This is a genomic window from Streptomyces sp. NPDC102462, from assembly GCF_044765425.1.
GTDB lineage: Bacteria > Actinomycetota > Actinomycetes > Streptomycetales > Streptomycetaceae > Streptomyces.
This window is the reverse complement of the sequence record NZ_JBIWKB010000007.1, coordinates 209,626-232,809: the sequence shown is the minus strand read 5'-3', so window position 1 is coordinate 232,809 and position 23,184 is coordinate 209,626. Positions and strand designations below refer to the sequence as shown.

The 23,184-nt window shown below is 71.7% G+C and carries 16 protein-coding genes; 8 read left to right on the top strand and 8 right to left on the bottom strand.

Translation table 11 applies throughout. The annotated features are described in order from the left end of the window. The first annotated feature begins 411 nt into the window (after window positions 1-411). Window positions 412-861 (top strand): PTS glucose transporter subunit IIA, encoded by a 450-nt coding sequence (locus ACIRFL_RS09325; RefSeq protein ID WP_404025733.1) that lies wholly within the window; start codon window positions 412-414, stop codon window positions 859-861. Window positions 862-936: 75 nt separating this feature from the next. Continuing rightward, window positions 937-2,607 (top strand): phosphoenolpyruvate--protein phosphotransferase, encoded by a 1,671-nt coding sequence (ptsP, locus tag ACIRFL_RS09320; protein WP_404025731.1) that lies wholly within the window; start codon window positions 937-939, stop codon window positions 2,605-2,607. A gap of 68 nt (window positions 2,608-2,675) precedes the next feature. Here ptsP and ACIRFL_RS09315 read toward each other — a convergent pair whose 3' ends face one another. Together ACIRFL_RS09315 and ACIRFL_RS09310 are read right to left on the bottom strand one after the other, a co-directional pair. Then, window positions 2,676-3,569 carry a hypothetical protein gene (locus ACIRFL_RS09315; protein ID WP_404025729.1) on the bottom strand — a complete coding sequence of 298 codons (894 nt, stop codon included), beginning with the start codon at window positions 3,567-3,569 and terminating at the stop codon, window positions 2,676-2,678. Between the two features lie 186 nt (window positions 3,570-3,755). After that, window positions 3,756-5,723: an acetoacetate--CoA ligase gene (locus ACIRFL_RS09310; RefSeq protein WP_404025726.1), complete on the bottom strand. Its 1,968-nt coding sequence runs from the start codon at window positions 5,721-5,723 to the stop codon at window positions 3,756-3,758. 213 nt (window positions 5,724-5,936) lie between these two features. Here ACIRFL_RS09310 and ACIRFL_RS09305 point away from each other — a divergent pair, with 213 nt between their 5' ends. Next, window positions 5,937-8,297, top strand: coding sequence for a glycoside hydrolase family 31 protein (locus ACIRFL_RS09305; protein ID WP_404025725.1), 2,361 nt, complete (start codon window positions 5,937-5,939; stop codon window positions 8,295-8,297). 9 nt (window positions 8,298-8,306) lie between these two features. Here ACIRFL_RS09305 and ACIRFL_RS09300 read toward each other — a convergent pair whose 3' ends face one another. Next, window positions 8,307-8,843, bottom strand: coding sequence for an NUDIX domain-containing protein (locus ACIRFL_RS09300; protein WP_404025722.1), 537 nt, complete (start codon window positions 8,841-8,843; stop codon window positions 8,307-8,309). 144 nt (window positions 8,844-8,987) lie between these two features. Here ACIRFL_RS09300 and ACIRFL_RS09295 point away from each other — a divergent pair, with 144 nt between their 5' ends. The 5 genes from ACIRFL_RS09295 to glpK all read left to right on the top strand — a co-directional run bounded on the left by ACIRFL_RS09295 (window position 8,988) and on the right by glpK (window position 15,025). Further along, entirely contained in the window at window positions 8,988-9,434 is a 447-nt protein-coding gene (locus tag ACIRFL_RS09295; RefSeq protein ID WP_404025720.1) for a Zn-ribbon domain-containing OB-fold protein, read from the top strand. After that, window positions 9,431-10,621, top strand: coding sequence for a lipid-transfer protein (locus ACIRFL_RS09290; RefSeq protein ID WP_404025717.1), 1,191 nt, complete (start codon window positions 9,431-9,433; stop codon window positions 10,619-10,621). The genes ACIRFL_RS09295 and ACIRFL_RS09290 overlap by 4 nt, the downstream gene beginning before the upstream one ends. A 131-nt stretch (window positions 10,622-10,752) precedes the next feature. Continuing rightward, on the top strand, window positions 10,753-12,402 hold the full coding sequence (locus ACIRFL_RS09285; RefSeq protein WP_404025714.1) for an EAL domain-containing protein: 1,650 nt from the start codon (window positions 10,753-10,755) through the stop codon (window positions 12,400-12,402). A 343-nt stretch (window positions 12,403-12,745) separates the two neighbouring features. Next, complete coding sequence (locus ACIRFL_RS09280; RefSeq protein WP_404025712.1) at window positions 12,746-13,483, top strand: MIP/aquaporin family protein; 738 nt, start codon at window positions 12,746-12,748, stop codon at window positions 13,481-13,483. 21 nt (window positions 13,484-13,504) lie between these two features. Beyond that, complete coding sequence (glpK, locus tag ACIRFL_RS09275; RefSeq protein WP_404025709.1) at window positions 13,505-15,025, top strand: glycerol kinase GlpK; 1,521 nt, start codon at window positions 13,505-13,507, stop codon at window positions 15,023-15,025. Window positions 15,026-15,142: 117 nt separating this feature from the next. Here glpK and ACIRFL_RS09270 read toward each other — a convergent pair whose 3' ends face one another. The 5 genes from ACIRFL_RS09270 to ACIRFL_RS09250 are packed head-to-tail and all read right to left on the bottom strand — an operon-like array spanning window position 15,143 to window position 23,035. After that, window positions 15,143-15,748: a GTP-binding protein gene (locus ACIRFL_RS09270; RefSeq protein ID WP_404025707.1), complete on the bottom strand. Its 606-nt coding sequence runs from the start codon at window positions 15,746-15,748 to the stop codon at window positions 15,143-15,145. Continuing rightward, complete coding sequence (locus ACIRFL_RS09265; protein WP_404025703.1) at window positions 15,729-19,346, bottom strand: hydantoinase B/oxoprolinase family protein; 3,618 nt, start codon at window positions 19,344-19,346, stop codon at window positions 15,729-15,731. Before ACIRFL_RS09265 ends, ACIRFL_RS09270 begins: the two co-directional genes overlap by 20 nt. Before the next feature lie 24 nt (window positions 19,347-19,370). Beyond that, complete coding sequence (locus tag ACIRFL_RS09260; protein WP_404025701.1) at window positions 19,371-19,766, bottom strand: DUF742 domain-containing protein; 396 nt, start codon at window positions 19,764-19,766, stop codon at window positions 19,371-19,373. Window positions 19,767-19,775: 9 nt separating this feature from the next. Continuing rightward, entirely contained in the window at window positions 19,776-20,210 is a 435-nt protein-coding gene (locus ACIRFL_RS09255; protein ID WP_404025700.1) for a roadblock/LC7 domain-containing protein, read from the bottom strand. Further along, window positions 20,207-23,035, bottom strand: a complete 2,829-nt coding sequence (locus ACIRFL_RS09250; protein ID WP_404025698.1) for a nitrate- and nitrite sensing domain-containing protein — start codon at window positions 23,033-23,035, stop codon at window positions 20,207-20,209. The genes ACIRFL_RS09255 and ACIRFL_RS09250 overlap by 4 nt, the downstream gene beginning before the upstream one ends. Window positions 23,036-23,184: the final 149 nt, after the last annotated feature.

Genomic DNA, 23,184 nt, shown 5'->3' with positions numbered 1-23,184 from the left:
GTTGACTTTTGGCACGCTGTTGAGTTCTCAAGGAACGGACGCTTCCTTCGTACTCACCCTCTCGGGCTTTCCTCCGGGCGCTTCCCTTCGGTGTTCCAGACTCTATCAGTGTTTTTCCGTCTCCCTGACCACCCTCCTGCGGGCATGCAGAAGGAGATCCCGGGATAGGATCTGACGAGTATGGGTTCTGCCGAGTGAGAGCGCCGACGGCGTCCTCGGTCTCAAGCAGGGGTACGACTGTACAGGGGGCCGTGAACCGCACGCAAATCTATTACGTTGCCGGTCTAGACCACTGCCCCGGCAACTTTCATGCGGAACCCGCACTTCCCATGACATACGCTGCTGCTCAGTGCACCGTCCCGGACCCCCAGTGACGGCCCATCAGTGATCTCCACCCCTGGGAGGCTTCCCATGACCACCGTGTTGTCCCCTCTGGCAGGACGCGCCATCGGCCTTGCGTCCGTGCCCGATCCGGTCTTCTCCGGGGCCATGGTGGGACCGGGCACCGCGGTCGACCCCGTGCGCGAGCCCTGCGAGGCCGTCGCTCCTGTGGAAGGAGTCATCGTCTCGCTGCACCCGCACGCCTTCGTCGTCGTGGACGAGCAGGGGCACGGCGTGCTGACGCACCTGGGTATCGACACCGTGCAGCTCAACGGGGGGGGCTTCGAGCTGCTTGTCAACAAGGGCGACACCGTGACCCGCGGGCAGGCCGTCGTGCGCTGGAACCCCGCCGCCGTCGAGTCGGCCGGGAAGTCCCCGATCTGCCCGGTCGTGGCACTGGAGGCCACGGCCGACTCCCTCGCCGACCTGCGCGAGGACGGCGATGTGAAGGCAGGCGACAGTCTCTTCGACTGGAAGTGACGCCGCCGGCGGGTGACGGCGAGTTGGACAACCACCGCGGCGGCGAAGCCCGCCGCACTATCGGAGACGGGTGAGATGGAGACAACGCTGCGAGGCGTCGGCGTGAGCCACGGTGTGGCGATCGGCGAGGTTCGGCACATGGGTACGGCGGTGCTGGAGCCACCGGCCAAGCAGATTCCCGCGCAGGAGGCGGAGCGCGAACAGGGGCGCGCCCGGCAGGCCGTGGAAGCTGTGGCAGCCGACTTGATAGCGCGCGGCAACCTGGCGGGGGGTGAGGCCCAGGCTGTGCTTGAGGCACAGGCCATGATGGCCCAGGACCCCGAGCTGATGGCGGATGTGGAGCGCCGTATCACCGTCGGCAGCACAGCAGAGCGTGCCGTCTATGACGCCTTCGCCGCTTACCGTGAGCTGCTGGCCGGTGCCGGTGAGTACCTCGCGGGTCGGGTGGCCGACCTCGATGACGTGCGGAATCGTATCGTCGCCCGGCTGCTCGGGGTGCCCATGCCGGGTGTCCCGGACAGCGACGAGCCGTATGTGCTGGTCGCCCGCGATCTCGCGCCGGCCGACACGGCGCTGCTGGACCCGGCCCTCGTGCTCGGTTTCGTCACCGAGGAGGGCGGGCCGACCAGTCACAGCGCGATTCTCGCGCGGGCGCTCGGGGTCCCGGCCGTGGTCGCGCTGCCGGGTGCCGGCGAGCTTGCCGAGGGCACGCTGATCGCGGTCGACGGAAGCACCGGCGATATCTTCGTGAACCCGAGCGAGGAGAAGAAGGCGCAGTTGGAGGCCGCGGCCGCGGCGCGCAGGGCCGCGCTGGCCGCCTCGACCGGGCCGGGTGCCACGGCCGACGGGCACAAGGTCCCTCTGCTGGCGAACGTGGGCGGTCCGGCGGATGTGCAGGCGGCCGTGGAGGCGGGTGCGGAGGGCGTCGGTCTTTTCCGTACCGAGTTCCTTTTCCTCGACGACAGCAAGACCGCGCCCTCCGAGGAGAAGCAGGCCGCGGCCTACCGGCAGGTGCTGGAGGCCTTCCCGGAAGGCCGGGTGGTCGTACGGGTGCTCGACGCGGGCGCGGACAAGCCGCTGGACTTCCTCACGCCGTCCGACGAGCCGAACCCGGCGCTGGGCGTGCGAGGTCTGCGGACGCTGCTCGACCACCCCGAGATCCTGCGGACGCAGCTGACCGCGCTGGCCGGGGCCGCCGAGGGGCTGCCGGTCCATCTCGAAGTGATGGCTCCGATGGTGGCCGACCGTGCCGACGCCAGGGCGTTCGCGGACGCGTGCCGTGCGGCCGGGCTGCAGGCGAAGTTCGGGGCCATGGTGGAGATCCCCTCGGCCGCGCTGCGGGCCCGGTCGATCCTCCAGGAGGTCGAGTTCCTGTCGCTGGGTACCAACGACCTCGCGCAGTACACCTTCGCCGCGGACCGTCAGGTGGGGGCGGTGTCCCGGTTGCAGGATCCGTGGCAGCCCGCGCTGCTCGACCTGGTCGCGCTGTCGGCGGAAGCGGCCAAGGCCGAGGGCAAGAGCTGCGGGGTGTGCGGTGAGGCCGCGTCGGACCCGCTTTTGGCCTGTGTGCTGACGGGTCTGGGGGTCACCTCGCTCTCCATGGGTGCGGCGTCCATTCCCTATGTCCGCGCGACGCTGGCGAAGTACACGCTGGCCCAGTGCGAACGGGCCGCGTTGGCGGCTCGGGCGACGGACAGCGCCGAGGAGGCGCGCGCCGCGGCCCAGGCGGTGCTCTCCGGGGAGTAGTGCGTCACCCCGGATGGTCGTCGGGGGTTGTCCAGGGGCGCTCCGCTCGCGGGGCGCCCCTGGTGCGTTCAGTGGTGGTGGCCCGGTGTGCTGTCGTCGTCTCCGAGGTCGGGAGGCGCGCTGTAGTCGACTCCTGATTCGGGGGAGATCAGGTCACCCGATTCCACGTCGGTGCAGTAGGCGTCGAAGACTTCCCCGGCGGTGAGTGGTTCGAGGCCGTTGTGCCGGATCCGCCAGCCGTAGACGCGGTCGGCACTGCCGGGGGCGCTGGTGCGCATGACGAGCCCGCCGGGGCCGGGTGTGGCGATGCCCAGGGCCAGGACCGTGGTGAATTCGAGGGCTTCTGTCTCGTCCAGTCGTGTGGCGCCTGCCGTGTCCTGGTCCGCGTGGAGGACGGACACGAGGGTTTCCGAGGTTCGAGAGACGCTGCAGACCAGGTGGTGGTCGCCGGGTGGGGCCGTGTCGAGGATGCGGACGAGGAGGGCCGAGGCCCGGGTGAAGGCCGCGCGTCCGATGTCTTCTCCGCAGACGGCGCAGGGGCCGAGGCGGGCGAGGACGGTGCTGGCGTATTCCCAGGTGGCCTGCCGGACCGCGGCGTCGACGAGTGAGGGCACGAGGTCGGTGAGGTCCTGTCCCTCGTAGGGGACGGTGGCGCCCGTGGCGGCGAGTTCCGCGGTGAAGCGTGCGCGGCTCGCGGGGGCGTCCGGTTCGAGGCCGGTGTCCGCGCAGAACCGGGCGTATTCTTCGGGGTCGAACAGGGCGACCGTGGTGAGGTTGCCGTGGGCGGCACGGATCCTGAGGAGCGCTTCCACCTGTTGCAGGTAGGCGGTGTGGTCGTCGAAGGCGAAGGTGCGGTAGCGCCGCATGGCCCGGAAGTCCTGCTCGTCGGTCAGCAGGCCGAGGGTGCCGGCGATCTCGCGGCGCAGGACGCGTCGCATGGTCTGGTGGTCGGTGTGCGCCATGTTTCCCCCTGTGTGCAGTCGATCAATGCTCACTCACAGTAATCGGCGGCACTGACAACGGGCCGCGGTCGATGTCGCGAGTGCGCTCTGCGGGCGTGGGGCCGCTGTCGGGGGGCCTGCGCGGGCCGGGTCCGGTAAGAGGAGAGGATGAGCGTCAGTGGTTTTGTCTGGTTTTCCGTCGGTCGGTCAGCCGCGGTCGTGTGCCAGGGCCTCGTAGAACTTCAGCAGATCGAGGTTGTCGACGGAGCCGGGGTTGACGGCTCTTTCCAGGGGCGTGCCCTGTAGGAGGCGCTTGACCGGGACCTCGATGCGCTTTCCGGTGAGTGTGTGCGGCACGCCGGGGACTTCGATGATCTCGTCGGGGACGTGGCGCGGCGAGAGCTGTTCGCGGATGGCCCGCTTGACGCGGTCGCGGAGGTCGTCGTCCAGGGCGGCGCCCGGGGCCAGGTGCACGAACAGCGGCATCCAGTAGCCCCCGTCCGGCTGCTCGATGCCGATGACCAGGGATTCCTTGATGTCGGGGAGGCGTTCGACGACTTCGTAGATGTCGGCGGAGCCCATGCGGACGCCCTGGCGGTTCAGCGTGGAGTCGGATCGGCCGTGGATGACGACGGTGCCGCGCGAGGTGAGGGTGATCCAGTCGCCGTGGCGCCAGACTCCCGGGTAGGTGTCGAAGTAGCTGTCGTGGTAGCGGCTGCCGTCGGGGTCGTTCCAGAAGTGGATCGGCATCGACGGCATGGGGTTGGTGACCACCAGTTCGCCCACCTCGTCGATGAGGGGCTTGCCGCTCGGGTCCCAGGACTGCAGGTCGGTGCCGAGGCCGGGGGCCTGGAGTTCGCCGGTGTGGACGGGCAGCGTCGGCACGGCTCCGGCGAAGCAGGAGCACACGTCCGTGCCGCCGCTGACGGAGGCGATCCACAGGTCGTCGCGGACCTCGTCGTGCAGCCAGCGGAACCCGTCGGGGGGCAGGGGTGACCCGGTGGTCGCGACGCACCGCACCCGGGAGAGGTCGAAGTCGCGCGCGGGGTGCACGCCGGCCTTGCGGCAGGCCATGACGTATGCGGCGGACGTGCCGTAGAGGGTTGCGCCGGTGCGTTCGGCGATCCGCCACTGGGCGCCGGTGTCCGGGTGTCCGGGGCTGCCGTCGTACAGCACGATCGTGGTGCCGGTGAGCAGGCCGGAGACGAGGAAGTTCCACATCATCCAGCCGGTCGAGGTGTACCAGAAGAAACGGTCCTCGGGTCCCAGGTCGCAGTGCAGGCCGAGCTGTTTCAGGTGCTCGACGAGGATGCCGCCCTGGGACTGGACGATGGCCTTGGGCAGGCCGGTCGTACCGGAGGAGTACAGCACCCACAGGGGGTGGTCGAAGGGGACCTGTTCGAAGACGGGTTCCACGTCGGCCGCGGTCAGTGCCGACCAGTCCAGGGCGCCGTCGGGTGCGTCGGTGCCGAGGAGCGGGATGTGGACGACGGCGCGCAGCGTGGGCAGGTCGCGGCGCAGTTCGGCCACGGTGTCGCGGCGGTCGTGTTCCTTGCCGCCGTAGCGGTAGCCGTCGACGGTGAACAGGACGACCGGTTCGACCTGTTGGAAGCGGTCGAGGACGCTGCGTGCGCCGAAGTCGGGGGCGCAGGAGGTCCAGACGGCGCCGACGGCGGCCGTGGCGAGGAGTGCGACGACGGCCTGCGGGATGTTCGGGAGGTAGCCGCTGACGCGATCGCCCGGGCGTACGCCGAGGGCGCGCAGCTCGGCGGCGAGGGAGCCGACCTGTCGGCGCAGCTCGGTCCAGGTGACCGGGCGTGGTTCGTGGGTCTCGTCCACATGCAGGAGCGCGGGTTCGTCCGCGCGTGCCGTGGCGGCGCGCAGGGCGTGCTCGGCGTAGTTCAGGGTCGCCCCGGGGAACCACTGTGCGCCGGGCATCGAGCGGTCACCGAGCACGCGCGCGTAAGGAGTGGAGAAACGTACGTCGAACCACTCCGTGACGGCTTTCCAGAAGGTGTCCAGGTGGTCCACGGACCAGCGGTGCAGTGCGGGATAGCCGCCCTCGGCCGGGGCGCCGTGCCGTTCGGCCGCCCAGGACTGGAACGCGGTGATGCGTGCCTGGGCGATCCGTTCCGGCTCTGGCTGCCAGAGCGGCAGGGGGTTCGCGGTCGACATGGGGCGGCTCCCGGGCTGTACGCGGCGTGTGCGTCGCTCGCGCACGGGGTGCATTGTGCGCGTGACAGGGCTGACACGGACGATGCCATGTGATCGACTTCTGCACCAGGGTGTGCCCCACATAGTCCGTGTCGTAAAGGTGTGGTCCCAGCACTGGTGAACGGCAGTTGAACGACACGCACGGGTGGGGCGCTCAATGGCAGGGTGAGCAGCATGGACGGTCGTGACCTGGTGCGTTCGGTGAGATTGGTCGGTTCGGTGAGCGCGGCTCAGGGGTTGCGTACCGTGCGGGCGGCGTGGCGCAGGAGGCGTGCCGACGCGGTCGGGTTGCCGCCGCGGGGCGCCGAGCGTGCGCGGGTGCCCGGTCCGGTGCTGGGTGCGCAGCCCGGGCCCGGGGGCGGTGTGATCCGGTTCACTCGGTCCGAGTTGCGGATCACCGTCGCCGTGAACGGAGCCGTCTTCTGGGGCTGGGACGGGGCGGGTCCCGAGCCGTCGTACGCGCTCGCGGGGCGCTGTCCCGAGCCGGACCCGCGGGCGGTGCTGGAGCCGGACACGGACGGCGGCTGGCGGGTCGTGGCGGAGCGGGTGACGGTGGTGGTCTCCCGGCACGGGGCGATCGAGGTGTGCACGCCCGGAGGCGTCATGCTGCGCCGTGATCTGCCGCCGCGGTGGTGGGAGCCGGTGGGCGGGGGCCCGGCACGCTGGATGCAGCGTTCGGAGGTGGCCGCCGACGCGCGGTTCTTCGGTCTGGGCGGGCGCGCGTCCGGGCCCCGGCTGCGCGACGGGACGTACCGGCTGTGGAACACCGATCCCGGCCGTGCCTTCTCCCGGGCCGACGATCCGCTGTACATCACCATGCCGGTGCAGTTGGTGGTCGCCGACGCGTCGACGCATCTGGTCTTCCACGACAGTTCGTGGGACGGGACGGTGACGCTGCGGGAGGGCGAGGAAGGCGCCGGCTCCGGCCATGACCGGGCCGGTAGGTGCGAGCTGCGGATGGACGGCGGTCCGCTGCGCTGCTGGGTGGTGGTGGGCACCCCCGCGCGCGTGCTGCACGCGTGGGCCTCGCTGACGGGGGCGCCCGCGCTGCCGCCGGCCTGGGCGCTCGGGCACCATCACGCGCGGTGGGGATTCGGCAGCGAACAGGAGGTGCGGCGGATCGTCGCGGGCTATCGGGAGCGCGGGCTGCCACTGGACGCCGTTCACCTGGACATCGACCACTACGACGAGCACCAGGTGTTCACGGTCGACCAGGAGCGCTTCCCGAAGCTGCCGGCGCTCGCCGAGGACCTGCGGCGCGAGGGGGTGCGGCTGGTGTCCGTCGTCGACCCGGGGGTGAAGGCCGCCGCGGGCAACGCCGTGTACGACGGCGGGACGGCCGTGGACGCCTTTGTCCGTGACCCGTCGGGACGGCTGGTGCGGGGCGTGTCGTGGCCCGGCGAGTCGGTCTATCCGGATTTCACGCACGCGCGCGTGCGCAAGTGGTGGGGCGGGCTGTACGAGGAACGGCTGGCTCAGGGCTTCGCGGGCTTCTGGCACGACATGAACGAGCCGACGTCGTTCAACGCCTTCGGGGAGTCGACGCTGCCGCGCTCGGCCCGGCACTGCCTGGAGGGCCGCGACGGCGACCACCGACAGGCGCACAACGTGTACGCGCTGTGCATGGCGGACGCGGCCCACGGGGGGCTGCGCGAGCTGAGCCCCCGGGAGCGGCCGTTCCTGTTCTCGCGCTCCGGCTGGGCCGGAATGCAGCGCTACGGGGGCACATGGTCCGGGGACGTGGCCACCGGCTGGCCGGGGCTGCGGGCGTCCCTGTCCCTGGTGCTGGGCCTCGGGCTGTGCGGGGTGCCGTACTCGGGACCGGACGTGGGCGGTTTTGACGGGACCCCGTCGCCCGAGCTGTTTCTGCGCTGGTTCCAGCTCGGCGCGTACCTGCCGCTGTTCCGGACCCATGCGGGACTGCGGGCGGGGCGCAGGGAGCCGTGGGAGTTCGGTGCCGAGGTGCTGGAGCACGCGCGTGCGGCGCTGCTGGAGCGCCGGCGTCTGCTGCCGTACTTCGTGACGCTCGCGCATCTGGCCCGGCGTACGGGCGCGCCCTATGTGCGTCCTGTGTGGTGGGGCGCGCCCGAGGACCGGGCGCTGCGCGACTGTGAGGACGTGTTCTTGCTGGGCGACTGTCTGCTGGTGGCACCGGTGCTGGACCCGGGCGCCGATCGGCGTGCCGTGCGGCTGCCGCGCGGGCGCTGGTACGACACGGTCACCGAGCGGGCGTACGAGGGTCCCGCGCAGGTGCTCGTCGAGGCCCCGCTGTCGCGGATTCCGGTGCTCGCGCGCGCGGGTGGCGTCGTGCCCGTGCGGGGCGCGGACGGCGGGCTTGAGCTGGAGGTGTGGGCGCCGGCCCGCGGCAGGACAGGCGGCGGGCTGGTGGTGCCGGATGCGGGCGACGGCTGGGACGAACCGGAGATCGAACGCTACGTCGCCCGCTGGCAGGGGCGTCGGGTGGTGGTCACGCGGGACGGGGAGGACGGCGTGCGGGAGCCGTCCCACCCGGTGCGCATACGAGGGCTCGGGTGAGCCCCGGGCTCATATGTACCGGCCCTCGAACCACGCCCTTACGGCCAGGGTGTGCAGGGGGAAGGCCAGTTCCTCGGGCCTGCGCAGCAGGTGCCAGCCTTCCGTCTCGTCCGTCGTCCGGGACGGCGGGAGCGCGTCGGCGGGGCGTTCCGGGAGCAGCCCGAACAGCAGGAGGTGCCCGTCGGGCGAGCTCATCGCATCCATGAGCCGTACGTCGCGGGCGGCTCCGTCGATGCCCGTCTCCTCCTTGAGTTCGCGGACGACGGCCTGCCGCCAGTCCTCCCGGTCGTCTAGGTAGCCGCCGGGGAGCGCGATGCCTCCGCGCGCGGGTGCGACGGTGCGGGTGATGACGACGAGGGCGGTGCCCTTCGTGTCGTACACGGGCTGGAGTGCGATCGCCACCGGCAGGGGGTTGCGGTAGGCGACGGCCCCGCAGGCCGCACAGGTGCGGGGCCAGTCGGAGACTCCCTCTCCGTAGGGCGCTCCGCAGCTCGAACAGTGCGAGTCCGGCTCGGAGTTGGCGGTTGAGTGCTGGAATTCGGACACGCGCGGACTGTATCCGATCGCAGGAAGGACGTCTTCCGGAAGCCGCCTCCAGGTGGAGTCGCCCGGTTCGGGGCGCGGCCTGCCCATCTGCCCGGGCTCGTGCCACACTCCTGACGTACCGTCAGATCGAGGTCTGGAGGGGCTTTGTCGCGCACACGCACACCGGCGGTCTCCGGCTGGTTCACAGGCGAGGGAGACGCGTTCCGGCTCCTGGGCACGCGCTGTTCGGCCTGCGCCGCGGTCTTCTTCCCCCGCGAGGACGCCCACTGCCGCAACCCCGGCTGCCCCGGCGGCACCCTGGTGGAAACGCCCTTGTCGCGGCGCGGTCGCATCTGGTCGTACACGGACAGTCGCTATCGGCCTCCGTCACCCTATGTGAGCAATACGGAACTTCCGTGGGAGCCGTACGCGTTGATCGCGGTGGAGCTGGAGTCCGAGCGGATCGTGGTGCTGGGACAGGCGGCTCCCGGCATCACCGTCGCGGATCTGGCGGTGGGCATGGAGGTGGAGGTCGTCCCGGGCGTGCTGCACGAGGACACCGAGACCACCTGGACGACCTGGAACTGGCGGCCGACGGGGGTGCGGGCATGACGGCGGACGTGGCGGTGCTCGGCGTGGGCCTGCACCCCTGGGGCAAGTGGGGGCGCGGGTTCGTCGAGTACGGCGTGGTGGCGGCCCGCGCCGCGCTCGCGGACGCCGGACTGGAGTGGCGTGCCATCACATCGGTCGTCGGCGCGAACACGGTACGTGGCGGCTATCCGGGGCAGGTCGCGGGGGCGACGTTCGCGAAGGCCCTGGGCTGGCAGGGGGCCCGGGTCACCAGCGTGTACGCGGCGTGCGCGTCCGGCGCGCAGGCCATCGCCGCGGCGCGGGCGCAGATCCTCGCCGGGCTCGCGGACGCGGTGCTGGTGGTGGGCGCGGACGCGGCGCCCAAGGGCTTCTTCCGGCCCGCCGGCGGCGAGCGGCCCGACGACCCCGACTGGCTGCGTTTCCGCCTGCTGGGGGCGACCAACCCGGCGTACTTCGGGCTGTACGCGCGGCGGCGGATGGCGGTGCACGGCGACACGCTGGAGGACTTCGCCCTCGTGAAGGTGAAGAACGCCGCCTGCGGCGCGCTGAATCCGTACGCGCGCTACCGCAGCCGGGTCACGGCCGAGGAGGTCGCCGGCTCCGCGGTGGTCGCCGACCCGCTGCGGCTGCTCGACATCTGCGCGACCTCGGACGGCGGCGCGGCGCTGGTGCTGTCCAGCCTGGAGTTCGCGCACCGGCACGGGGTGCCGAGACCGGTGCGGATCCGGGCGGTGTCCACGGTGACGCCCTGCTACCCCAACTCCGTGCTGGACCTGCCGGACATCGCCACGGACTCGGCGGCGGCGGTCGGGCCACCCGAGCGGACGTTCCGGGAGTCGATCGCCCGGGCCGCCTACGAGGAGGCGGGCATCGGCCCCGAGGAGCTGTCCCTGGCGGAGGTGTACGACCTTTCCACCGCCCTGGAGTTGCAGTGGTACGAGGATCTGGGGCTGTGCGGCGAGGGCGAGGCGGCCAAGCTGCTCCGGGAGGGCGCGACCACCCCGGGCGGGCGCATACCGGTGAACGCGAGCGGCGGACTCGCCTCCTTCGGGGAGGCGGTGCCCGCCCAGGCGATCGCCCAGGTCTGCGAGCTGACCTGGCAGTTGCGAGGAGCCGCGGGTGAGCGGCAGATCAGCGGAGCGCGCGTGGGGATCACCGCCAACCAGGGGCTGTTCGGGCACGGCTCCTCGGTGATCGCCCTGCGCTGACCGGCGACGGAGGTGACACGGGGTCCGGCGGCTCACAAGGGGCGTCCTACGCTCTGTGATCGACCGGGAATGCTGCGTGAACGTCTTATGAACTGCGCCTGGGCGCGCGCCGGCGGCGTCATCATGCTCCCGTGCGCCCCTGGACGGATGCTCTCCGCTTCGCCTTCCAGCCGGTGGTCAACCTGGCCACCGGCGGAGTCGCCGCTCTGGAGACGCTGGCCCGCCCGGAGACCGGAGACATCCTGGCCGAAGCCCGTCGGGACCCCGAACTCGACGGCAGACTGGCCGTGATGGCCTTCCGGGCGGCGGCTCGCCAGGAGCGGCTGGTGCCCCTGCCCATCAACGTGTTCGCCGCGACACTCGCCGACCTCGGCGGCCTCACGCCCCTGCACGACGCCGTGCGCGGGGCGGGACGCCTGCCGTGGGAGGTGACCCTCGACATCGTCCCGCCGTACACGCACGTGCCGCAGCGGGCGCTGCTGGAGGCTTTGTCGGCGCTGCGCGGCCAGGGGTTCCGGATCAGTGCCGACGGCATCGGGGAGGGCGACGTACCGCTCAGGCTGCTCACCGACATCGCCCCCGATCTGGTCAAGCTCGATGCCTCGCTGCTCGACCGGCCGGCCGCGGTGCGGGCCATGCGGACGCTGTGCGAGCATCTGGGCGCCCTGCTGGCGGTCGAGGGCGTGGAGAGCGAACGGCAGCACGCGGAGGCGCTGTCGGCGGGTGCGCAACTGGCGCAGGGCGAGCTGTTCGCACCACCGGCCCGGATTCCCACCATGGACGTATACGTTCCGCCCCGCTTCCCGGACACCACGCCCGTGCCGCGCTCGGGGCCGACGGTGCGGGAGTTCGTGCGCCCCGCCGCGCTGTTGCCGGTGACCGCCTCGGCGAGCCAGGTCCGAGCGCTGCTGACCGGGTCGCCCGATGTGTCGGGGGTGCTGCTGGTGGACCAGTCCGGGGCCCCGGTGCGCTCGGTGCACCGCTCACGGTTCCTGTTGTCGATGTCGGGCCGCTACGGGCACGCCCTGTACGCCGACCGGCCCGCGTTCAAGCTGGGCGACCCGCCGCGCACGGTCGGCGTCGACGCGACCGCCTGGGAGGTCCTGGACGTCGTCGCGGTGGGCGGCCGGGACCGTACCTCGGACGACGTGGCGGTCGTGGACCACCGCGGGCGCTGCGTGGGCGTCGTCCGGCTCGCCGACCTGGTGCGGGCGCTGGCCGAGACACGGGTCGAGGAGGCGGCCGGGCTCAATCCCCTGACGCGGCTGCCGGGTTCGGACGCGATCACAGGAGAGGTGGACCGGCGGATCGCCGGCGGGCGTGGCTTCACCCTGAGCTGGCTGGACATCGATCACTTCAAACAGGTCAACGACGGGGCCGGCTTCGCGGCCGGCGACGAGCTGATCCGGGCCGTGGGGCGGACCCTGCAACAGGCCACGGCGGGGCACACGCGCGTGGGTCACATCGGCGGCGACGACTTCCTGGTACTCGCCGACGAGGAGGGCCTGGGTCCGCTGGCCGCGGCCGTGCTGAGCGCCCCGTGGTCGGCGGGCGGCCGTCCCGTCACGCTGTCCCTGGCGACCGTCGTGTGCCAACCGGGCAGCGTGGCCGACCACCGGCAGGCCGCGGCCTGCCTGGCCCCGCTGAAGAAGGCCGCGAAGGAACTGAGCGGCGCGAGCTGGGTGCTGGCGCGCGCGGGGCTGCCCGGGTACGAGATCCGGCACGGCCCGGCCGCGCCGCCCACCCAGGCGGGATACGCGGCGGTCGAGCCCCGCTACTGAACGGCCGCCCCTGCACGGCCGGTTGACCGGGCGCGGGCAGACGCGCGTGGGTGTCACCGTTGCCGTCGGCGACCTTGACGCTCCCCGGGCGGCGGTGAACACTTCCCGGTGTCGCTCGACATCGCCGCACATTCTCGGCGCAATCAGGCACTGCGCCGCGCGGGCACGTCCTGAGCCACCACCCGCTCCCCCACACAGGCGATTCGGCTGCGACGGCACGCTCGTCACGGCCGCCGGGCGGGGCGCGGGACTCTCCCTGCCTTCGGCGGAAGGTCGCCAAGGGAACCGTTCCCGCACGGAGAGCCGGGGCAGATCCCCCGGAAGCCAGCGCCTAGGAGCCGCCATGAGCAATGCAGACATTTTCGTCGGCGAGATCATCGGCACCGCGATCCTGGTCCTTTTCGGTGCCGGTGTCTGCGCCGCCGTCACCCTCAGACACTCCAAGGCGCGGGCCTCGGGGTGGGTGGTGATCGCGTTCGGCTGGGGATTCGGCGTGCTGGCCGGCGCCTACACCGCGGCTCCCCTGTCGGGCGGGCAGCTCAATCCCGCGGTCACCATCGGCATCGCCGTCGACACCGGCACATGGGACAAGGTCTGGGTGTACCTGCTGGGCCAGACGGTCGGCGCGATGCTCGGCGCCGTCCTCGCGTACCTCGTCTACCTGGCCCAGTTCCAGGCCAACGTGCGCACGGAGGACTCGGCTGACGAGCCGACACCGACGCTCGGGATCTTCTCCACCATTCCGGAGATCCGCAATCCGGTGGCCAACCTGATCACGGAGATCATCGCGACGATCGCGCTCGTCCTGCCGGTCCTGGCCTTCGGCCTGACCAAGGGGCTCGGCGAGTCCGGCACCACCGTGCTGATCGTCTCGCTGCTCGTGGTCGGCATCGGGCTCTCCCTCGGCGGGCCCACCGGGTACGCGATCAACCCGGCGCGCGACCTCGGCCCGCGCATCGTGCACGCCTTCCTGCCGATCCCGAACAAGGGCACGTCCGACTGGGGGTACGCCTGGGTCCCGGTCGCCGGCCCGCTGATCGGCGGGGCGCTCGCGGGCCTCATCTACAACGCAGCCTTCTGACCCAGCGACCAAGGGACAGCCATGACGGACACCGCCGGGACGTACGTCGCCGCCATCGACCAGGGCACCACCTCAAGCCGCTGCATCATCTTCGACCACGGCGGCGCGATCGTCGCCGTCGACCAGCGCGAGCACCGGCAGATCTTCCCCAAGCCCGGCTGGGTGGAGCACGACGCCACCGAGATCTGGTCCAAGGTGCAGGCCGTGGTCGCCGGTGCCCTCGCCAGGGCGGGGCTGCGCGCCGACCAGCTCAGCGCCCTCGGCATCACCAACCAGCGCGAGACGACGGTCCTGTGGGACCGGGCGACCGGCAAGCCCGTGCACAACGCGATCGTGTGGCAGGACACGAGGACGGCGGCCCTGTGCAACGAACTGGGCGGCTCGGACGGGCAGGACCGTTTCCGCGAGCAGACCGGGCTGCCGCTGGCGAGCTACTTCTCCGGTCCCAAGGTCGCCTGGCTGCTCGATAACGTGCCGGGGCTCAGGGGCCGCGCCGAGCGCGGCGAGATCGCCTTCGGCACCGTCGACTCCTGGCTGATCTGGAACCTGACGGGCGGCACCGACGGCGGACGGCACGTCACCGACGTGACGAACGCGGGCCGCACCATGCTCATGAACCTGCACACCCTGCAGTGGGACGCGGCCATCCTCGCCGCGATGAACGTGCCCGAGGCGGTGCTCCCGGAGATCAGATCGTCCGCGGAGGTCTACGGGACCGCCGTCGGCCAACTCGCCGGCGTCCCCGTCGCGTCGGCGCTGGGCGACCAGCAGGCAGCCGTGTTCGGGCAGGCGTGCTACGATGTCGGCGCCGCGAAGAACACCTACGGAACCGGCAGCTTCCTGCTGCTCAACACCGGCAGTCGGCCCGTGCCGTCCAAGAGCGGACTGCTGACGACTATGGGCTACAAGATCGGCGGTGAGGCGCCGGTGTACTGCCTGGAGGGGTCCATAGCGATAACGGGCGCGCTGGTGCAGTGGTTCCGCGACCAGCTCGGCATCATCCGCGGCGCCGACGAGATCGAGCCGCTGGCGGCGAGTGTCGAGGACAACGGCGGCGCGTACATCGTGCCCGCCTTCTCGGGCCTGTTCGCCCCCTACTGGCGCTCCGACGCGCGCGGGGTCGTCACCGGGCTGACCGGGTACGTCACCAAGGCCCATCTGGCGCGTGCGGTGCTGGAGGCGACGAGCTGGCAGACGCGCGAGGTCGTGGACGCCATGTTCCAGGACTCCGGCGTGCGGATCACCACCCTGAAGGTGGACGGCGGCATGACCCGCAACAACCTGCTCATGCAGCACCAGGCCGATGTGCTGGGAGTGCCGGTGATCCGGCCCAGGGTCGCCGAGACGACCTGCCTCGGCGCGGCCTACGCGGCGGGCCTGGCGACCGGGGTGTGGAACGACCTCGACGAACTCACGTCGCACTGGCGCAAGGACGCGGAATGGACGCCGTCGATGGAGGCGTCGGTGCGTGACCGCGAGTACCGCAACTGGCGCAAGGCCGTGGAGAAGAGCTTCGGCTGGCTGGAGGACGCGGCCGAGTAGCCGGACCGGCTTCCACGCGCGTGTGTCCCGAAAGGCGCGCACGCGCGCGTGGACGGCCGCACCCGGGCCATGGTCTGCACCCCGGTCGGCGGGGGTGCGGACCGTGCGCCGGTCCGCTCAGGTGGTGACGGACTGCCGGCGCTCGGCGCCGTACGCCATCGCGTGCTGGACGACTTCGATGAGCACGTCCTTGACCGACCGGCGGTCGCGGGCGTCGCACAGCACGAGCGGCACGCCGTCGTCCAGGTCCAGGGCCTGACGGACGTCGTCCGCCGGATAACGCGACGCTCCCTCGAAGCAGTTGACGCCGACGACGAAGGGTATGGAACGCCGTTCGAAGTAGTCGACGGCGGCGAAGCAGTCCTCCAGTCGGCGGGTGTCTGCGAGGACGACCGCGCCGAGCGCGCCCTCGGACAGCTCGTCCCACATGAACCAGAACCGCTCCTGCCCCGGGGTGCCGAACAGGTACAGGACCAGGTCCTCGCGGAGCGTGATCCGGCCGAAGTCCATGGCCACGGTCGTGGTGTGCTTGCCCTCCACGCCGCTGGTGTCGTCCACCGGGCGTCCGGCCTCGGTGAGCAGTTCCTCCGTGCGCAGTGGCCTGATCTCGCTGACCGCGCCGACGAGGGTCGTCTTGCCCACGCCGAAACCGCCGGCCACCAGGATCTTGAGCGTGACGGGCTCGACCGGAGGCTTGCCGCGCTCAGAACGCCCGAAGATCATCGGTCTCTTCTCCTGCTTGATGGGGGTGGGGTGCCGGCCGGCCGTAGCCGCCGCCACCTGGGGTTTCGATGACGAGTACATCGCCGGGGCCGACGTCCGCCGAGTCGCTTCCGGCGAGTTCGGTGACCGAGCCGTCGGCCCGCTCCACGCGGTTGGCGCCGAGCGCGCCCGGACTGCCGCCCGCCATGCCGTAGGGCGCGACCCTGCGGTGCTGGGACAGTGTGGAGACGGTCATGGCCTCGTGGAACCGGATGCGGCGCACCGCGCCGTCCCCGCCGGACCACCGTCCGTTCCCGCCGCTCCCCCGCCGGATCGCGAACTCGTCGAGTTGCACGGGCAGTCGCCATTCGAGGACTTCGGGATCGGTGAGCCGCGAGTTGGTCATGTGGGTCTGCACGACGCTCGCGCCGGGGAAGCCGTCGCCGGCGCCGGACCCTGAGGCGACGGTCTCGTAGTACTGGTGCCGCTCGTTGCCGAAGGTGACGTTGTTCATGGTCCCGGAGCCCTCGGCCTGGACACCGAGGGCCGCGTAGAGGGCGCCGGTGATGGACTGGGAGGTCTCGACGTTGCCCGCGACCACGGCGGCGGGCGGCTCGGGAGCGAGCATCGAGCCGTCCGGCACGATGATCTCCAGGGGGCGCAGACAGCCGTCGTTGAGCGGGATGTCGTCGGCGACGAGGGTGCGGAAGACATACAGGACGGCGGCGTTGACGACCGAGAACGGCGCGTTGAAGTTGGTGGCGAGCTGCGCGGACGTCCCGGTGAAGTCGATGGTCGCGGCGCGGCCTGCGCGGTCCACGCGCACGCGTACCCGGATGACGGCGCCGGAGTCGGTCTCGTAGGCGTACTCCCCGTCGTCCAGCGCGTCGATGACGCGGCGGACGGCTTCCTCGGCGTTGTCCTGGACGTGCCGCATGTAGGCCTGGACGACGTCGAGCCCGAAGTCCTCGATCATGCGGCCGACCTCGTCGACGCCCTTCTGGTTGGCGGCGATCTGCGCGCGCAGGTCGGCGAGGTTGGTTCCGGCGTTGCGCGTGGGGTACGGCGCCTCGGTGAGCAGGCGCAGCGTCTCCTCCTCGCGGAAGCGGCCGTCCTCGGCGAGCAGCCAGTTGTCGAAGAGGACGCCTTCCTCCTCGATGGTGCGGCTGTCGGCGGGCATCGAGCCGGGCGCGATGCCGCCGATCTCGGCGTGGTGGCCGCGGGAGGCGACGTAGAAGAGGATCCGGTCACTGTCCGTGCCGAACACGGGCGTGATGACGGTGACGTCCGGCAGGTGGGTGCCGCCGTGGTAGGGGTCGTTGACGGCGTAGGTGTCGCCGGGCCGCATCGAGTCGCCGCGGCGGCGGATGACCTCTTTGACGCTGGTGCCCATCGAGCCGAGGTGGACGGGGATGTGCGGCGCGTTGGCCACCAGGTTTCCGTCCGGGTCGAACAGGGCGCAGGAGAAGTCGAGGCGTTCCTTGATGTTCACGGACTGCGCGGTGGACTCCAGCCGGGCGCCCATCTGCTCGGCGATGGACATGAACAGGTTGTTGAAGACCTCCAGCAGAACCGGGTCGACTTTCGTGTCGAGATCGGAACTCTCTGTAATCGCCGCGCGTTCCAAGACCAGATGCCCGTCGTCGGTCGTCGCGGCCTTCCAGCCGTCGTCGACGACGGTCGTCGCGCTGGCCTCGGTGATGATCGCGGGGCCGGTGACGATCCGTCCGGGTGGCAGCGCCTCACGGCGGTGGAGGGGTACGTCGCGCCAGGCGCCGCCGGTGTGGAGGCGGACGGTCTCGGGCGCGGTGGCGCGGCCCTCGTAGGCGGTGAGGGCGGACAGATCCGGGGGTGGGGTGATGCCGGTGGCTTCGACGGAGAGGGCTTCGACCACGACGGGGCGGTCGAGGGTGAAGGAGTACGTGGCGCGATGACGTTCTTCGAAGGCGTGCCTCATGGTGTCGGGCTCGGTCAGCTCGACGGTGAGGACGGTGTCCGTGCCGTCGTAGCGGAGCTGGGCGCGGCGGGTGACCTCGATGCGGCCCTCCGGGACGTCCTCGGCCAGGAGTTCAGCGCGGGCCGCGGTCTCCAGGTCGTCGGCGGTCTTGCGGACGCCCGGCATGGAGGCGGCCTCCAGCGGTGCCTCGACGGACTGCTCGCGCATCGCGGTGGTGTCGGCGAGGCCGATGCCGAGCGCGGACAGGACACCGGCCATGGGGGGCACGAGGACGGTGCGGATGCCGAGCGAGTCGGCGACCATGCAGGCGTGCTGTCCGCCCGCCCCGCCGAAGGTGGTGAGGGCGTACCGGGTGACGTCGTGCCCCTTCTGGACGGAGATCCGCTTCACCGCGTTGGCGATGTTGGCGACGGCGATCTGCAGGAAGCCCTCCGCGACCTGCTCGGGGGTGCGGTCGTCTCCGGTCCGCTCGCGGATCTCGCGCGCGAGCGCGGTGAACCGGTCCCGGACGAGCGCGTCGTCCAGGGGCCGGTCGCCCTCGGGGCCGAAGACGGCGGGAAAGTGCGCTGGTTGGATACGGCCCAGCATGACGTTGGCGTCGGTGACGGCGAGCGGGCCGCCGCCGCGGTAGCAGGCGGGTCCTGGGTCCGCGCCCGCCGAGTCGGGGCCGACCCGGTAACGGGAGCCGTCGAAGTGCAGGACCGAGCCGCCGCCGGCGGCGACGGTGTGGATGTCCAGCATGGGCGCGCGCAGCCGGACGCCGGCGATCTGCGTGGTGAAGACGCGTTCGTACTCGCCCGCGAAGTGGGACACGTCGGTGGAGGTGCCGCCCATGTCGAAGCCGATGACCCGGTCGAAGCCGGCGAGCCGCGACATGCGGGCCATGCCGACGATTCCGCCGGCGGGCCCGGACAGGATGGCGTCCTTGCCGCGGAACTGTCCGGCTTCGGCGAGCCCGCCGTTCGACTGCATGAACATCAGCCGTACGCCCTGGAGTTCGCCTGCGACGTGCTGGACGTAGCGGCGCAGCACGGGCGACAGGTAGGCGTCGACGACCGCGGTGTCGCCGCGTGGGACGAGCTTCATCAGGGGGCTGACCTCGCTGGACAACGAGATCTGCGGGAAGCCGGTACGGGCGGCCAGTTCGCCGATCGCCTGCTCGTGGGCGGGGTGCAGATGGCTGTGCATGCACACGACGGCGACGGCGCGGATCCCGTCGTCGTACGCCTCCTGGAGCGGCCCTCGCAGGGCGTCCAGGTCGGGTGCGCTGAGCACGGTGCCGTCGGCCGCGGTCCGCTCGTCGACCTCGACGACCCGTTCGTACAGCAGCTGGGGCAGGTCGATGCGCCGGGCGAAGATGTGGGGGCGGTTCTGGTAGGCGATGCGCAGGGCGTCGCGGAATCCGCGGGTGATGACCAGCAGGGTGCGCTCGCCCTTGCGTTCCAGGAGGGCGTTGGTGGCGACGGTCGTGCCCATGCGGACGGTCTCGATGGGTTCCGGGGAGCCGTCGAGGAGTGCTCGTACGCCGGCGACGGCCGCGTCGGCGTAGCGCGCGGGGTTGTCGGACAGCAGTTTGTGCGTGAGCAGGCGGCCGTCCGGGCGCCGCGCGACGATGTCGGTGAAGGTACCGCCCCGGTCGACCCAGAACTGCCAGCCTGTCACGTCACTTCTCCGCTTCCGCGCCGGTCACAGCGCCCGCAGGCCGTTGATCACGTCGCGCAGAATACTCTCGTCGGGCAGTTCCGCAGGCGGTACGGGACGTGTCACATGGACGAGTTCCGCGGCCACGAGGTCGCCGACGAGGACCCGTACGACGCCGATGGGCAGGTCGAGTTCCGCGGCGAGTTCGGCCACCGACTGGGGGGTGTTCCGGCAGAGTTCGACGATGTCCACGTGTTCCGGGGACAGCGACTGGTCCGCTTCCGGGTCGCCCGCGTGGGGTTCCGTGACGACCACCGCGATCAGGTCGAGGCGGTGCTGGCCGGCAGTGGTGGTGCGGCCGCGCGTCATGGCGTACGGACGGACGACCGGTCCGGCCTCGTCGTCGAACCAGTGGCTTCTTCCCTGACCGTCTCCGCTCATGTCATCCCACTACCCGCCCGCGGTCAGATCGGTACGCGGGGCGGTGCCCAGATGCGCGCCGACCCGCTTGACGAGGAGCGTCATCTCGTAGGCGACCTGGCCGACGTCGGAGTCCGCGTCGGAGAGGACGGCCAGGCAGCTGCCGTCGCCGGCCGCCGTCACGAAGAGGAAGGCCTCGTCGAGTTCGACGACCGTCTGGCGGACGCTGCCCGCCTCGAAGTGCCGGCCCACGCCCTTGGCGAGGCTGTGGAACCCGGACGCGACGGCGGCCAGGTGCTCGCTGTCCTCCCGGGTCAGATCCTTCGACACACCCGTGGCCAGTCCGTCGCCGGAGAGCACGACGGCCTTGCGGATGCTGGCGACCCGGTCGACGAGGTCGTCGAGGAGCCAGTTGAGCGCGCCCTTGTCCGGTGCGGTGTGGCCGGTCGCCTTTGGTGCGGTCATCGACCGTCCCCCTTAGTCGTTCCTTGTGCTGTGCCGTTGCGGGCTCCGTCGCCCGCGGCGTTCTCCTCCCGGCCGCGCTGCCAGCCGCGCTGGAGCGAGGCCATCCGGCTGCGCACCTCTTCGGCGTCGCGTTCGGCGGGTTCCGTCTCGCGCCCGGGCCGTCCCGCAGAACCCTGCTTGAGCTGCGGGGCGAGGCTGGCCTGCCGTACGCGCCTGGGCAGCGGTCCCGTGCCGGACGGGGTCTCCTGCGGTGTGGCGCCGGCCGGCGGGGCGGTGCCGCCCTCGCCGTCGGTGCGGTTGTCCGGGCCACTGGTGCGCCGGGGGAGCTTGGGGGCCGCGGAGGGATCTTCCGGGCCGTCGGCCGGGGGTTGCGCGCGTGCGTCGAAACGGGCCGTGGATCCGGTGCCGGAGCGTGGGGGCGTCTCGTCCCGGCGTCGGGAGGGCAGCGGCGCCAGACGGGGTTCGGCGCCGGGCGGGCCGGCCGGGGACGGCTCGTCGTCCTCGCCCCGGTGGGACCGCTGCTCCTTGACCGGTCGGCCGTGTGAGCTGACCAGCTTGGGCGTCCGTCGGCGGGGCAGCGGCACCAGGGCGTCCGAAGGGTCGTCGGTCCCCGCCCGGTCCGCCGTGCCGGAGGCCGGCCGATGATCCGCGCCGGTGCGGCCCGCGGCCTCCTCGTCGGCACGGGCGAGGGAGCGGCGGGCGCGGAAGATGCCGCCGCGTTCACTGTGCTCGTCGGTGAGGGCGCCCGGGAGGTTGTCGAGGGCGTCCAGGCCGACGGGCCCCTCCAGTTCCACCGGGCCGTCCAGGACCGGCGCGGGCAGGCCCGGCAGTTGCACCGGCACCTGGGCGAGGGCGGCCCGCCGCTCCTCCCGGTCGGCCTCCCGCCCGGTCCGGTCCCGGTCGAGGCGGAAGCCGACGCCGTTGGTGTCGGGGACGTCGTCGGTCAGCAGCACGTCGGGGATGAAGACCACCGCGGTGGTGCCGCCGTAGGGAGAGGGCTGCAGGGAGACGCGGACGTTCTGGCGCTGGGCGAGGCGGCTGACCACGAACAGGCCGAGCCGGTCCGTGTCGGAGAGTTCGAACTCCGGTGTCTCGGCGAGCCGCAGGTTGGCCTCCAGCAGCGCTTCGGCCGCCATGCCGAGGCCCCGGTCGTGGATCTCCAGCGTGAAGCCGTTGGCGACCCGCTCGCCGAGGACCTGGACCGCCGTGTGCGGCGGGGAGAACACGGTGGCGTTCTCCAGCAGTTCGGCCACCAGGTGGGTGAGGTCGGCGACGGCCGGGCCGGTGACGGCGACGCGCGGCAGCCGGCGGACCTCGATCCGCTCGTAGTCCTCGACCTCGGCGACGGCGGCGCGGACGACGTCCATCAGCTGGACGGGTTTGCGCCACTGCCGGGAGGGGGCGGCGCCGGAGAGGATCACCAGACCCTCGGCGTGCCGGCGCATGCGGGTGGTGAGGTGGTCGAGGCGGAAGAGATCGGCGAGTTCGTCGGTGTCCTCGGTCCTGCGTTCCATGCTGTCGAGCAGGGTGAGCTGCTTGTGCAGCAGCACCTGGCTGCGCCGGGCGAGGTTGACGAAGACCTCGGAGACCCCGGCCCGCAGTTCGGCCTGCTTGACGGCGGCTTCGACGGCGGCGTGCTGGAGGGTGTTGAGTGCCTGGCCGACCTCGCCGATCTCGTTCTTGTCGTACTCAAGGCGTGGGGCCTCGGTCTCCACGTCGATCTTCTCACCCGCGGACAGGCGGCGCATCACACTGGGCAGCCGGACGGCGGACGCCTCGTGCGCCTCCAGACGCAGTTGCCGCAGATCGCGGATGAGTCCGCGGCCGACCCGCACGGACAGGACGAGGGAGGTGAGCAGCGCCGCCAGTCCCAGCAGCCCGGCGACGGCCGCCTGGATGATCACGCTCACCGCGACGGGGCGGGTGCGGTCCTGATAGCGGTCGCCGACCTGGTCGTCGAGGGTGCCCAGTTCTTCGAGCACGGTACCCGCGGCGGCGTCCCAGCTCTTGGCGCTGACCTCGTTCGCGGCGCCCGCCCCGGAGCCGATGACCGCCTCCTCGGCCACCCGCACCGGCGCGGTGGTGGCGCTCCTCCAGAACCGGTCGTAGCGGTCGCGTTCGGCAGCCGGCAGCAGCGGCAGGCTGATGTCGTACAGGAGGGTGCGCTGGGCCACGAGGTCGGAGATGTCGCGGGTCTCGTCCCGGGAGAGCCTGCCGACCACCAGGGCGGAGCCGAGCAGGGCGTCCTCGCGGGAGAGGAGTTCGCGGGCGCGGTTGACGTTGACGAGGGCGCGTGCCTGCGTGTCCATCTCCACGTCGTCGACGCCGTCGAGGCTCGCCAGCAGCGAGTAGCAGGGGTCGACGACGCGGTTGTAGAGGTCGAGGGCCTGATGGCGGGTGACCGTGCCGTCCTCGACGCTGCGGCGCAGGGAGTCGACGCCGTCGAGCGCGTCCAGGACCGCGGTGAGCCGTTCGACGTCGCCCGCGCTCATGCTGTCGCGGACGCCGGAGGTCTCGGCGTTCTTGCGGATCTCGGCGATGGCCTCGTCGGTGGCCGTCCGGGTCCGGCGCAGGGCGCCGAGGGCGTCGGAGGCGCGCGGGTCGGCGAGATGGACGAGGGTCTGGCGGCGTTCCTGCTGCAGGGCGCGGACGGCGTCCTCGGTGGGGTACTCGATCTTCTCCACCACGTGCGACACCTCGAAGACCCGAGCCACCTCCCGCCCCGTGAGCACGGTCGCAAAGCCCCAGATGGCGGCCAGGGACACCAGCGGCACGAGAAGCAGCGCCACGATCTTCCGGCGGATCGACTTCCCGCGAAAACGCATGGCCTCCCCCAGCTCGGTCCCCCTGCGGACGGGGGTGCACAGGTGCGTCAACAAACGGCGCGAGCCTACTACCGTCGCAGGGTCAACTCGAAGGCGTGTCCGGAGCCTGAACTTCACCTTCACTTCTGGGACATGGCGAGTTGTCCGGG

Coding starts and splice junctions, on each gene's coding strand:
- ACIRFL_RS09255 (WP_404025700.1), bottom strand. CDS start 20,210: ATGACCGCACCAAAGGCGACCGGCCACACCGCACCGGACAAGGGCGCG.
- ACIRFL_RS09270 (WP_404025707.1), bottom strand. CDS start 15,748: ATGATCTTCGGGCGTTCTGAGCGCGGCAAGCCTCCGGTCGAGCCCGTC.
- ACIRFL_RS09290 (WP_404025717.1), top strand. CDS start 9,431: ATGACGGCGGACGTGGCGGTGCTCGGCGTGGGCCTGCACCCCTGGGGC.
- ACIRFL_RS09315 (WP_404025729.1), bottom strand. CDS start 3,569: ATGGCGCACACCGACCACCAGACCATGCGACGCGTCCTGCGCCGCGAG.
- ptsP (WP_404025731.1), top strand. CDS start 937: ATGGAGACAACGCTGCGAGGCGTCGGCGTGAGCCACGGTGTGGCGATC.
- ACIRFL_RS09250 (WP_404025698.1), bottom strand. CDS start 23,035: ATGCGTTTTCGCGGGAAGTCGATCCGCCGGAAGATCGTGGCGCTGCTT.
- ACIRFL_RS09305 (WP_404025725.1), top strand. CDS start 5,937: ATGGACGGTCGTGACCTGGTGCGTTCGGTGAGATTGGTCGGTTCGGTG.
- glpK (WP_404025709.1), top strand. CDS start 13,505: ATGACGGACACCGCCGGGACGTACGTCGCCGCCATCGACCAGGGCACC.
- ACIRFL_RS09260 (WP_404025701.1), bottom strand. CDS start 19,766: ATGAGCGGAGACGGTCAGGGAAGAAGCCACTGGTTCGACGACGAGGCC.
- ACIRFL_RS09325 (WP_404025733.1), top strand. CDS start 412: ATGACCACCGTGTTGTCCCCTCTGGCAGGACGCGCCATCGGCCTTGCG.
- ACIRFL_RS09280 (WP_404025712.1), top strand. CDS start 12,746: ATGAGCAATGCAGACATTTTCGTCGGCGAGATCATCGGCACCGCGATC.
- ACIRFL_RS09310 (WP_404025726.1), bottom strand. CDS start 5,723: ATGTCGACCGCGAACCCCCTGCCGCTCTGGCAGCCAGAGCCGGAACGG.